The sequence below is a fragment of the Flavobacterium sp. genome, assembly GCF_024642105.1.
In the GTDB taxonomy this organism is placed as follows: domain Bacteria; phylum Bacteroidota; class Bacteroidia; order Flavobacteriales; family Flavobacteriaceae; genus Flavobacterium.
The window spans coordinates 133,630-145,477 of the sequence record NZ_JAHEBT010000056.1; the positions used below are offsets into that span (position 1 = coordinate 133,630).

Annotated in this window: 10 protein-coding genes; 3 read left to right on the forward strand and 7 right to left on the reverse strand. The window is 35.5% G+C overall.

All coding sequences use genetic code 11. The annotated features are described in order from the left end of the window. Positions 1 to 13: 13 nt before the first annotated feature. The 7 genes from Q0L65_RS13155 to Q0L65_RS13185 all read right to left on the reverse strand — a co-directional run bounded on the left by Q0L65_RS13155 (position 14) and on the right by Q0L65_RS13185 (position 9,590). Positions 14 to 379: an NADH-quinone oxidoreductase subunit A gene (locus tag Q0L65_RS13155; RefSeq protein WP_296687147.1), complete on the reverse strand. Its 366-nt coding sequence runs from the start codon at positions 377 to 379 to the stop codon at positions 14 to 16. Between the two features lie 245 nt (positions 380 to 624). Further along, positions 625 to 819, reverse strand: coding sequence for a cold shock domain-containing protein (locus tag Q0L65_RS13160; RefSeq protein ID WP_229318156.1), 195 nt, complete (start codon positions 817 to 819; stop codon positions 625 to 627). A gap of 130 nt (positions 820 to 949) precedes the next feature. Further along, complete coding sequence (gene aspS, locus Q0L65_RS13165; RefSeq protein ID WP_296687149.1) at positions 950 to 2,728, reverse strand: aspartate--tRNA ligase; 1,779 nt, start codon at positions 2,726 to 2,728, stop codon at positions 950 to 952. 125 nt (positions 2,729 to 2,853) lie between these two features. Beyond that, entirely contained in the window at positions 2,854 to 6,327 is a 3,474-nt protein-coding gene (locus Q0L65_RS13170) for an efflux RND transporter permease subunit (RefSeq protein ID WP_296687151.1), read from the reverse strand. Positions 6,328 to 6,464: 137 nt separating this feature from the next. Further along, positions 6,465 to 7,628, reverse strand: coding sequence for an efflux RND transporter periplasmic adaptor subunit (locus tag Q0L65_RS13175; protein WP_296687152.1), 1,164 nt, complete (start codon positions 7,626 to 7,628; stop codon positions 6,465 to 6,467). Positions 7,629 to 7,640: 12 nt separating this feature from the next. Continuing rightward, positions 7,641 to 8,987: a TolC family protein gene (locus tag Q0L65_RS13180; protein ID WP_296687154.1), complete on the reverse strand. Its 1,347-nt coding sequence runs from the start codon at positions 8,985 to 8,987 to the stop codon at positions 7,641 to 7,643. Continuing rightward, a complete protein-coding gene (locus Q0L65_RS13185) occupies positions 8,988 to 9,590 on the reverse strand; it encodes a TetR/AcrR family transcriptional regulator (RefSeq protein WP_296687156.1) in 603 nt (200 codons plus the stop codon). 178 nt (positions 9,591 to 9,768) lie between these two features. Here Q0L65_RS13185 and Q0L65_RS13190 point away from each other — a divergent pair, with 178 nt between their 5' ends. The 3 genes from Q0L65_RS13190 to Q0L65_RS13200 all read left to right on the forward strand — a co-directional run bounded on the left by Q0L65_RS13190 (position 9,769) and on the right by Q0L65_RS13200 (position 11,758). Beyond that, entirely contained in the window at positions 9,769 to 10,743 is a 975-nt protein-coding gene (locus Q0L65_RS13190) for a polyprenyl synthetase family protein (protein ID WP_296687159.1), read from the forward strand. After that, positions 10,736 to 11,101 carry a hypothetical protein gene (locus Q0L65_RS13195; protein ID WP_296687161.1) on the forward strand — a complete coding sequence of 122 codons (366 nt, stop codon included), beginning with the start codon at positions 10,736 to 10,738 and terminating at the stop codon, positions 11,099 to 11,101. The genes Q0L65_RS13190 and Q0L65_RS13195 overlap by 8 nt, the downstream gene beginning before the upstream one ends. A gap of 78 nt (positions 11,102 to 11,179) precedes the next feature. After that, positions 11,180 to 11,758, forward strand: coding sequence for a Crp/Fnr family transcriptional regulator (locus tag Q0L65_RS13200; protein WP_296687163.1), 579 nt, complete (start codon positions 11,180 to 11,182; stop codon positions 11,756 to 11,758). The last annotated feature ends 90 nt before the right edge of the window (positions 11,759 to 11,848 follow it).

Sequence of the window (11,848 nt, forward strand, 5' to 3'; positions counted from 1 at the left end):
AATTTTGAATTAATTATTCCCAGTCTAGTGCTTTTTTCTTGATGATGTAGAAAAATCCAACCAACAACAAAAGCATGAAAACGACCATTTTGATCATTCCTTCAATTCCTAAATCTTTGAAGTTAATAGCCCAAGGGTATAAGAAAATAACCTCCACATCGAATAAAACGAAAAGAATAGCTACTAAGAAATATTTTACTGAGAACGGAATACGTGCATTTCCTACTGATTCAATACCGCACTCGAAGTTTTTGTCTTTGGATTGAGAGGTTCTTTTGGGACCTAATTTTCCTGAGATAAATATGGTACCTGCCACAAAACCAACCGCTAAAAGCAGCTGCATGAAAATTGGAATATAATTCAATTGTTCTGATTGCATAATGATTGGGTGTTTTTTATTGAATTTTAGCCACAAAGATAACTTTCAAGTAATTAAAACACAAGCAGAAATCGTAATTTAATGGTACTGTAAATCTAAAAAATAGCTTATTTTTATTGATTATAAATAAAGAATAGTTTTTATTTGTGTTTAAGAAGTTGTAAAAAACAATAAACAAAAAAAACGTCCCGATTAATATCGGGACGTTTAGACCATTCTCAGGCTAAAAAAATATTTTTTTCAGCTTAGATAACAGCTACTTGTGCAGCCACTTTTCCTTTTCTTCCTTCTTCTTCTACGTAGCTCACTCTGTCACCTTCGCGTAATTCTTCCGCTGTGATTCCTGATGCATGAACGAAGATGTCTTTTCCTGTTTCTTCGTCCGTAATGAATCCATAACCTTTAGATTCATTAAAAAATTTAACTGTACCTGTACGCATTGTAATAGTAATAATAATTTATAATAAGACAAATGTAATGTTTAATATAATACGAAATGCGTTCTTCGGTTTTTATTTTGTAGAAATATTGATTTTCAACGTTTTCTGACCAAAATACTCGTTCAACTACTTATATATCCAATTGGATATGCAATTCTTTTAATTGTGCTTCATCAATAGTTGAAGGCGCATCAATCATCACATCTCGTCCCGAATTGTTTTTTGGGAAGGCAATAAAATCACGAATGGTTTCTTGTCCACCTAAAATAGCGACTAATCGATCCAATCCAAAAGCCAAACCTCCGTGAGGGGGTGCGCCAAATTGGAAGGCATCCATCAAGAAGCCAAATTGAGCTTTTGCTTCTTCGGGAGTGAATCCTAAGTATTTGAACATCAATTCTTGTGTCGCTTTATCATGAATACGAATAGAACCCCCTCCAATTTCGTTCCCGTTCAAGACCATATCATAAGCATTGGCACGCACTTTTCCTGGATCAGTTGCTAATAAGCTAATGTCTTCTGGTTTAGGGGAGGTAAACGGGTGGTGCATGGCGTGATAACGACCACTTTGCTTCGCCTGTTCGCCTGTTAGGCTCGGGTCTTCTACAAATTCTAATAATGGGAAATCTACTACCCATAATGGGGCAAATTCGTCTGGTTTTCTCAATCCTAAACGAGTGGCTAATTCCATTCGTAAAGCCGAAAGTTGTGCTCTAGTTTTATTTGCAGGACCTGATAACACAAAAATCATATCGCCTGCTTGTGCTTGTGTTGCTTTCGCCCATTGTGCTAAATCATCTTGGTCGTAAAATTTATCTACGGATGATTTGTAAGTTCCATCTTCGTTGCATTTTACATACACCATTCCTGAAGCACCTACTTGTGGACGTTTTACCCAATCGATTAAAGCGTCAATCTCTTTTCGAGTGTAATTTCCAGCTCCTGGAACTGCAATTCCCACTACTAATTCAGCAGCGTTGAAAACAGGAAACTCTTTATGTTGTGCTACGGCATTTAACTCGCCAAATTCCATTCCGAAACGAATGTCTGGTTTGTCATTTCCGTACGTTTTCATAGCGTAATCGTAAGTAATTCTTGGAAATTTAGCCACTTCAACTCCTTTTATTTCTTTTAATAAATGACGTGTAAGTCCTTCAAAAACATTCAAAATATCTTCTTGTTCTACAAAAGCCATTTCGCAGTCAATTTGAGTAAACTCAGGTTGTCTGTCGGCGCGTAAATCTTCGTCACGGAAGCATTTTACAATTTGGAAATACTTGTCCATTCCGCCCACCATCAATAGCTGCTTGAAAGTTTGTGGTGATTGTGGTAAAGCATAAAATTGTCCTTCATTCATTCGCGAAGGCACCACAAAATCACGGGCTCCTTCAGGAGTCGATTTGATTAAATACGGTGTTTCTACTTCGCAAAAATCCAAATCCGAAAGGTATTTACGAACTTCCATTGCCACTTTATGACGGAAAAGTAAACTGTTTTTTACTGGATTTCTTCGAATATCTAGGTAACGGTATTTCATTCGGATGTCTTCCCCACCATCAGTTTCATCTTCAATCGTGAAAGGAGGAGTCAAGGCCGCATTTAAAATGGTCATTTCTGAAACCAAAATCTCAATTTCCCCTGTAGGAATCGCTGTGTTTTTCGATTCACGTTCAATAACAGTTCCTTTTACTTGAATTACAAATTCGCGTCCAAGGGTTTTGGCCAATTCAAAAACTGATTTTTCGGTGCGACTTTCGTCAAAAATCAATTGCGTAATGCCATAACGGTCACGCAAATCGACCCAATTCATAAATCCTTTATCGCGCGATTTTTGAACCCAACCCGCTAGTGTAACTTCTGTATTGATATGTGAGGCGTTCAATTCGCCACAGTGATGACTTCTGTACATGATTAAAAATATTTGTGTGCAAATTTAGGACTAATTATGAATAAATGGAGGATAAAATTATAAGAATAAAAAAACCTGCAAATTTTACTTTGCAGGTTTTCTATTCACTCTATTTAAAACAATTGTTATTCCGCTATTGCGTCTTGATTTCTTTTATTTCTGCGGTCACGTAACCAGTATTTAGTTCGTTTTACCAAATAGAACATTACCGGTACCATTACCAAAGTTAATACTGTGGCATAGGTCAATCCGAAGATGATGGTCCAAGCCAAAGGACCCCAGAACATTACATTATCTCCACCCATAAAGAAATGTGGGTTGAAATCGGTTACCAAAGTAAAAAAGTCAAAGTTCAATCCGATGGCTAAAGGAATTAATCCTAGGATAGCAGTTAAAGCAGTTAACAATACCGGACGTAATCTTGATTTACCCGATTCGATAATTACTTCTTTTATTTCTTCTAATGATAAATCGTCGTGACTTTCCAGTTTTTTATCGGCTACTTTTTTGTCCAATAATAAGACAAAGAAGTCCATTAGTACAATTCCGTTTTTCACCACAACTCCCGCAAGCGAGATGATTCCCATCATGGTCATCAGGATAACAAAATCCATATTGGCAATCACATAACCATAGAAAACCCCACTAAAACTCAACAATACGGTAAACATAATCACCATGGTTTTAGAAACCGAATTAAATTGTAATACAATGATGATGGTGATTCCAGCCAAAGCTAAAAATAACGCATACATCAAGAAACTTTGGTTTTTACCTTGTTCTTCTTGTACTCCAGAGAACGAGTAACTCACACTTTTAGGAAGGTCGTAACTTTTTAGTTCTTCCTTGATTTGTTTCGTGATTTCGTCTCCATTATATCCAGTTAACACATTCGAATAAATAGTCATAATTCGTTTGTGGTTTTTTCTCTTAATCTGGTTGTAAGTCGTCGTTTTTTCTGTTTTTGAAACCGCAGAAATTGGGACTTGCATAATTTGACCATTGTTTTGGTTACGGAACGTCAACGATTGGTTGAAAAGAATATTTTCATTTTTACGTTGGTCGTCTTGCATACGCATTACAATGTTGTAATCATCATCGCCTTCTTTGTAAGTCGAAATTTCTTGTCCGTACACTGAACGACGCAGGTTGAAACCTAATTGTCCTGTAGAAATTCCCATACTTCCTGCATTGGCACGATCTACTTTCACTTCCAATTCTGGACTTTCTTTGTTGATGTCGATGCCTAATTTTTCAATACCTGGAATGTTTTTAGAATCAAGGAAAGCAATCATTTTATCACCTTCTTTCAACATTTGGTCATAATCAGCACCTGTCAACTGAATACTAATTGGATACCCTGCAGGAGGTCCGTTAGCATCTTTTTCAACTGTAACGGTAGCGCCAGCAATTCCGGTTACTTTACTTCTAATTTCTTCTAAAATATCTGAAGTATTTATTCCTTTTCTAAATTTGAATTCAGAGAAGCTCACAGTTACCTTTCCTTTAAAAGGCGTTTCAGAAGCCGAACCTGCATCTATGTTTGGATTTCCAGCACCAACACCTACTTGCGAAATGATAGATTCCGCCATAAAGTTCTTGTTGGTCTTTGGATCCACATATTTCTCTAAAATCTGAATGATTTGTTTTTCTACAAATAAAGTGGCTTTATTAGTTTTCTCAATAGACGTTCCTTGCGGATATTCAATATAAGCAATGGCTTGATTCGGAATATTATCAGGGAAGAACAATACTTTTCTTGGAAAAATTCCCAGAAGGATAAATGAAAAGAACAGCAAAGCAATAATTCCACCTAATGCTTTCCAAGCAGTTCTTCCAGACAAAATTTTCGCTAAAAAGATTTTGTATTTTTCTTCCATTCTTGGGAAGAAACTGTGCTGAAAGTCTTGTGTCCATTGGAACACTTTCCAGTAATACAACCACATTAACCCAACCGAAATTAGCAATAGATGACCAACACCTCTTAATAATTTACTGTCGTAAATGTTACCAGGAACTGCAAATAAAATTCCTAATGTGATGAATACAATAGTATAAAAGCGTAGGCTTTTTTTCTTGATGTTTTTGTCTTCTAACGCCATAGAACCTCCTGTCATAGCAGCGTTGATTACCATTGCTACGAATAAAGAGCCTGTTAGAGTTACTGTTAATGTGATTGGGAAATATTTCATGAATTTACCCATGGTTCCTGGCCAAAGGGCAAATGGTAAAAACGCCATCAAAGTCGTCGCTGTCGACGAAATTACCGGCCAAGCAATTTCTCCAATTCCCACTTTCGAAGCCTGAATTCGAGTCATTCCTTTTTGCATATTGGCATACACATTATCCACTACCACAATACCGTCATCTACCAGCATTCCTAATCCCATTACCAATCCAAATAATACCATGGTATTTAGGGTTAATCCAAACATAGACAAGATAGCAAAAGCAATCATCATCGATAATGGAATGGCAGCACCAACAAATAAAGAGTTACGTAATCCCATAGTAAACATCAACACGATCATTACCAAAATGATTCCGAAAATGATGTGGTTGGACAATTCGTCAACCTGATGTTCTACTCGAGAGGATTGGTCACTAGTCAATTCTACTTTTAAGTTTTTTGGCAAATAGGTTTCTTGAGCCGTTTTGACTCTTTCTTTTACTTGCTCAATGGCCGAAATCATGTTTTGGTTGGAACGTTTTTTAACGTTCAACATCACCACTTCAGCTCCTTTTTCACGAGCGTAGGTTGTTTTTTCTTTCTCTTTGAAACTAATAGTGGCAATATCTTTTAGATAAACAGGACCGCCAAAAGATTTCACGATAATGTTTTCTAATTCTTTAGGCTCTTTGAACTCTCCCACAATTCGGATGTTGTTGCGAGAACCTTGCGAGATTAAATTTCCTCCAGAAAGCGTCATATTTTCATATTTCACGGCATTTTGGATTTCGTCAAAAGTCACTTGAGCCGCCGTCATTTTGAAAATGTCCACTGCAATTTCAACTTCTTTGTCATCGACACCAAGGATGTCTACTTTTTTGATTTCCGAAATTTCTTCAATATCATCTTGCAATAATTCCCCGTATTTTTTCAATTGTTGGGTAGTATAGTTTCCTTGCAAATTGATGTTCAAAATTGGCACTTCTTCCGAAATGTTCAATTCAAAAACATTTGGTTCTACCTTGCTTCCGTTGTCCATATTGGGCCAATCGGTATCGGCTTTGGCATTATCTACTTTGTCTTTGATTTTTTGTTTGGCTTGTTCTACCGTAACATCATCCGAAAATTCAGCGATAATCATTCCGTAATCTTGGAACGAACTTGAAGTCACTTTTTCTACTCCGCTGATGTTTTTGATTTGTTTTTCTAAAGGCTTGATAACCAATTTTTCTACATCTTCGGCTGAGTTTCCTGGGAATACAGAAGAGATGTAAATTTTGTTTTCGATGATTTCTGGGAAATCTTCACGAGGCATATTAATGTAAGCGGTCAAACCGGCTATAACAATAATAAACGTCAAGATATAAACGGTGACACGATTGTCTACTGCCCAACTTGAGATGCCGAATTCTTTATTTTGATGTGACATAGTAGCCCCCTAACCCCCAAAGGGGGAACTCCTATTAGGGGTCAATAGGAATTTATGTTAATAATAATAAAATAGTTTTACTGCCTTTTTACTTTGTTTACAAAGTTGCTAATTCCCCCTTCGGGGGTTAGGGGGCTTTAAAAGTTCAATTTCATTCCTTCAGAAATCGTGTTTACTCCTTCGGTTACAATGATATCATTAGCGGATAAACCGGTTAGGATTTCAGTCACATTGTCTGATGATTTTCCTAGGGATACAAGTACTTTTTTAGCAGTTGCTGTTTTCCCATTGCTATTAATGGCAACAAAAACAAATTTGTTTCCTTCTCCGTCTTCTTGAATAACATTGGTTGGAACTACAATAGCATTTTTAGCTGTGTAATCAATCACTTTTAATTTAGCTACTTGGTTAGGGCGCAATAAATTTTCTGGGTTTGGAATGCTTACTTCAATACCGAAACTTCTGTTGTTTGGGTTGATGAAATTACCAATTTGGCGTACTTTTCCTTTGTAGTTTTTATTTAACGATGTCAAGAAAACATCTACTTGAGTACCAACTTTTAGTTTGCCAATATAGCTCTCAGGAACTGAAGTTGAAACATACATATTGTTCAAATTCACAATACGCATCAAACCTTGAGCACCCGCTGAAACTACCTGTCCTCTTTCTACAAAAACTTCATCAATTGTTCCTGAGAAAGGCGCACGAATTACCGTTTTGGCTAACATGGCTTTGGCTTGTGCTACAGAACGTTGTAAGCTTAGCATTTGCGTTTGTGCTTGTAGGTACTGAATTTCAGAACCAATTTTTTGATTCCAAAGATTTTTTTGTCTTTCAAAAGTAGTTTTAGCCAATTGGTATTGCGTTTCTAGACTAGCAACTTGTTGGCTTGAACCACCATCATCTACACGCGCTAGAATTTGTCCTTTGCTTACGTGTTGTCCTGCTTTGGCGTTTAACACTACCAAAGTTCCAGGTATTTCAGGTTGAATTAAGATGTTTTCTTTAGTATTCACACTTCCTTGAATATCTAAATAGTGATTGAATAAAGTGTCTTTTAGCGTCATAACCGAAACTAAGGCTTCTTCTTTCTTTACATTTAATGTTGCTAGTGCCGCATCAATTTTGGCTAAGTCAGCTTGAATTACTGCTTTTCTTGCGTGCAATTCTTTATTGTTTTTAGCAGCAATCAATTCGTCAACCGTTTGATTGTTGTCTTTTTCTCCGCAAGAAACAATTAGTGTAGCTGCGATAAGTAATGGGAGTATTTTCTTTGTCATGGGTGTTCTATTTGATGTCATAATGTGTTGCTGTTAGTTCTGAGTTACGATTTTTTCTAAAGTGGCTTTTTTATTGATTACGTCAAGCATGGCTTGTAAATAATTTTGTTGTGCTGTGTACAATTGACGTTGTGCTTCGCTCAAATCAAAGCTAGAAGACAATCCTTCTTTTAATTTGGTTTGTTGTTTGTTTTCAATACGTTCAGCTAGTGTCAAACTACTTTTGGTAGTATTTAATTGTTCCAAGCTGTATTCGTAATCGCTTTTGGCTTTTTCAAATTGTAATTTAAGTGTTTGCTCTACTTGTAACATTTGTGTTTTGGCTTGTTCCAAAGCAATTTTAGCTTGTTGTGTTTTAGCGGTTCTACCTAAGCTACTAAAAATCGGGATGTTTAAATTCAACCCAACATTAGAATAATTCAACCAACGTTGATTAGAATTGAAGAATTGAAATTGGTTTCCAAAGGCATTGTAGCCTAAATTATAAGCTGCTGCTAAAGTCGGCAAGGCATTGCTTTTTTCTAAAAGCACTAATAATTTTTTGCTTTCTACCAAGTTGTCTTGAATTTTATAATCAATCGCATTTTCTACAAGGAAAGTGGCTTGTGCTAGTCCTAAGTCAATGTTATTTTGTGCCAATGTGTTTAGTTTGTCTGTCAAAGTCAAATCATTTTCCATTGCAATACCTAAAACTAATTTCAGCATATTGGAGGCAATAGTTTTTTGACGTTTGACATTTTCTTGCGCACTCTTTATAGTAGCCAATGTAATTTGAAGCTGCTCTACATTTTCTTCTTCGATTAAACCGTTTTTGAAAATTTGGTTGGTTTCGTTTAGGGTCTTTTCTAAGTTGGCTTTGTTTTTTTCTAAAATCGCAATACTTTCTTGTGCCAATAAAACATTTCCGTAGGCATTGATTACCATTTCTCGGATTTCTTGATTGGTTTTGATTTTGGCATTTTCAGAAATTTGCAAATAGACTTTAGCCGACTGTAATCCTACTAAATACGAACCGTTGAAGATAAGTTGACTTACTGTTGTACTAGCTGACATATTTTGTTTCGTTCCAAAAGCAACTTCAGCGAATTCTCCAGGTTGTCCGCCAAAAAATTCAGCAGGAATCAATGATTTTTGTAGTTCAATATTGTTTTGGTATCCAACAGCCGCATTGATTTGTGGTAAACCAATTGTTGTGGTTTCCCATTTTTTCTTTTTAGCGGCATCAATATCTCTTGCAGCATTGATGGCGTTGTAATTGTGTGTCAATGCATATTCGATAGCCTCGTTTAAGGAGTACGAATACGATTGTTTGGTGCTTTTTTGCTGTGCATTTAAGCCAATCGTGAAAGCGAGTAGGGCGATTACATGTGTTTTTTTCATTTATAATAAAGGTGAGGTGTTTAGTAAATGTTTTTCAAGTTCTATAATTCCTTTGGGTGTGGCCATTGCTCTAATGTGGTATTCCAATGCCTCTAATTCTAATTTTTTCGCTTCTTTTTCAGAGCTAATATTTTCATTGATATTAGAGATTAGTGCGTAATAAAAGGCAACATAATTAGTTACATTCAATTCTTGACGATACAATCCTTCTTGTATTCCTTTTTCAACATTTTGTCGGAATAATGTATTGCATTCGTTGGTGGATTTCGAGGTCAATTTCTGATAAATTTCAGGATAATGTTTCTTCAATTGATACGATGGTGAAGTCTCAATGGAATTGAACATTTCTTTGAACATCTTGATGATTTCGAAATTCTCTTCAATTGCATTGTAGTTTTTTGCTACAATTTTCGCAATCGTCTCGTTGATTTCTTTCAGCCCAGTTTCAGTAGTCTCTTCAATCAGGATTTCTTTGTTGCAGAAATATTTGTAAATCGTTTTTTTAGAAATACACATTTCGTTAGCAATGTCATCCATGGTGACACTTTTGAAGCCAATCTTCAAAAACAGGTTACTTGCTTTAGATATAATTTTATCTTTCATTCATAAAAAATTGTGGTGCAAATATAGAACGGAAACTTTAAATACCAAAAAAGTTTCCAATGTTTTTGTTCTTTATTTTTATTTTGGATTAAAAATCTTAAAATCAGCGGGTTTTTTGAATCGAATTATTCGGTATGGAGTTGTATATTTGGGCTTTGTAAACAGGAATTAAATAGTTATGCATTCTATTCAGCACTATCAAGAATTTGTTTTGGAGTATCTCAAGGCGCAACATTGCGTTAGAGAACCTAAGAATTTGTATGAGCCTATACATTATATATTAGAGTTAGGCGGAAAAAGAATGCGTCCGGTATTGACTTTGATGAGTGCCGAAATTTTTGATTCCGAATATACAAAAGCACTTCCGGCAGCCTTAGCAGTAGAAGTTTTTCATAATTTCTCGTTAGTTCACGATGATATTATGGACGACGCCCCTTTGCGAAGAGGTAATGTTACAGTACACGAAAAATGGAATATCAATACGGGAATCCTTTCAGGAGATGCCATGTTGATTTTGGCTTACCAATATTTTGAACACTACGAACCAGTTATTTTTAGGGATCTGGCGAAGTTGTTTAGCAAAACAGCATTAGAAGTTTGCGAAGGCCAACAATGGGATGTTGATTTCGAAACGCGGTCCGATGTAACTATTCCAGAATATTTGAAAATGATTGAATACAAAACGGCCGTTTTGGTTGCAGCAGCTATGAAAATGGGAGCTATTGTTGCTCAAACTTCTGCTGAAAATGGCGATTTGATTTATGATTTTGGCTTGAATTTAGGTTTGGCGTTCCAATTACAAGATGATTATTTGGATGCTTTTGGCGACCCAGCCACTTTTGGCAAACAAGTGGGAGGCGATATTATTGAGAATAAAAAAACCTATTTGTACCTTAAAGCCATTGAATTTGCGTCAAGCGAAGAAAAAGACCAATTGTTGCAGTTATTTTCTGTATCTTTAGAAGACAATACGAGTAAAATAGAAGCAGTTAAAACTATTTTTAACACAACAGGCGCCTCTAAAGCCACGCAACAAGCTATTCAAGACTATACTTTAAAAGCGTTTGCCACTTTGGATAAAATGAATATTAGCTCGGATAAAAAAGAACTATTAAAAGCTTTTGGAGAGAATCTAATGAATCGAAATGTCTAGTAGTACTCTATATATAGCGCCTATTAATACGGATGTGTTACTTTCTGAAGCAGAAAAAGAAAACTTGTATCTAAAATTAATCGAGCAAATTAATAAAGACTTCAATTTTGCTAATGAAGCGATTGATTTGTCATTAGATATTCAACCAGAAGAGTTGAAATCGGCTTTACACGAAAAAATTTATCGCTTGATACAGTATAAGTTTGCCGAATACTTGAACTTACTTTACATTGTCGATGTTCCTGAAGATCAGGTTAAAAAATTAGACGGATCTGATATTTTGGAATTGTCAAAACAAGTGGCGTTTTTAGTCTTGAAACGAGAATGGATGAAAGTTTGGTTTAGAAATAAATATTAACCGAACTTATTTTTTGCTAGTTACAGTCAACTATTTAAAGCGAATAAATACAAGGAAAATCAAATCTTTTGCCTGGATATGAACAAAAAAATTCTTTTGCAAAATTTACAGAGTAAAATCGCTATTTCAGAAGATGAATTTGATGAATTTGTGACTCTATTTCAGTACAAAGAGTTAAAGAAAAAAGATATTTTAGTAGAAGAAAATCGACTTAACGATACGCTGTATTTTATAGAAAAAGGACTTTTGTTTTTGTATAAAACACTAGAAAATGGTGAGATTCAAGTCATTCAATTTGCCAAAGAAAACTATTGGATGTCTGATTTATACAGTTTTTTTACCTCATCTAATGCATTGTTTGGGATACAGGCACTTGAAGATTGTCAGGTGTGGTCGATTTCAATGGCTAATTTTGAAACGATTTGCTTGCAATATCCTAAAATGGAAACCTTATTTAGGCTCAATTTTCAAACGGCTTATGTAAATACGTTAATAAGAGTGTCGGATATTTACTCCGAAGATGCTCAAAGTAAGTACAATCATTTTTTAAAACAATTTCCAGATTTGGTGCAACGCGTTCCACAATACTTAATCGCTTCCTATCTGGGTATTTTACCCTCTTCTTTGAGTAGAATTAGAAAAAAATCGAAAGCTTAATTTATTAGCATAGGCGAATTATTTTGGGTCGCTACTAATAGTAAATTTGCATTATAATCTAAACAAACGAGAATACTGTTGCCGACTCTT

Excerpts from the sequence above, each read along its gene's own strand:
- Q0L65_RS13155 (WP_296687147.1), bottom strand. The coding sequence starts at position 379 with ATGCAATCAGAACAATTGAATTATATTCCAATTTTCATGCAGCTGCTT.
- Q0L65_RS13160 (WP_229318156.1), bottom strand. The coding sequence starts at position 819 with ATGCGTACAGGTACAGTTAAATTTTTTAATGAATCTAAAGGTTATGGA.
- aspS (WP_296687149.1), bottom strand. The coding sequence starts at position 2,728 with ATGTACAGAAGTCATCACTGTGGCGAATTGAACGCCTCACATATCAAT.
- Q0L65_RS13170 (WP_296687151.1), bottom strand. The coding sequence starts at position 6,327 with ATGTCACATCAAAATAAAGAATTCGGCATCTCAAGTTGGGCAGTAGAC.
- Q0L65_RS13175 (WP_296687152.1), bottom strand. The coding sequence starts at position 7,628 with ATGACATCAAATAGAACACCCATGACAAAGAAAATACTCCCATTACTT.
- Q0L65_RS13180 (WP_296687154.1), bottom strand. The coding sequence starts at position 8,987 with ATGAAAAAAACACATGTAATCGCCCTACTCGCTTTCACGATTGGCTTA.
- Q0L65_RS13185 (WP_296687156.1), bottom strand. The coding sequence starts at position 9,590 with ATGAAAGATAAAATTATATCTAAAGCAAGTAACCTGTTTTTGAAGATT.
- Q0L65_RS13190 (WP_296687159.1), top strand. The coding sequence starts at position 9,769 with ATGCATTCTATTCAGCACTATCAAGAATTTGTTTTGGAGTATCTCAAG.
- Q0L65_RS13195 (WP_296687161.1), top strand. The coding sequence starts at position 10,736 with ATGTCTAGTAGTACTCTATATATAGCGCCTATTAATACGGATGTGTTA.
- Q0L65_RS13200 (WP_296687163.1), top strand. The coding sequence starts at position 11,180 with ATGAACAAAAAAATTCTTTTGCAAAATTTACAGAGTAAAATCGCTATT.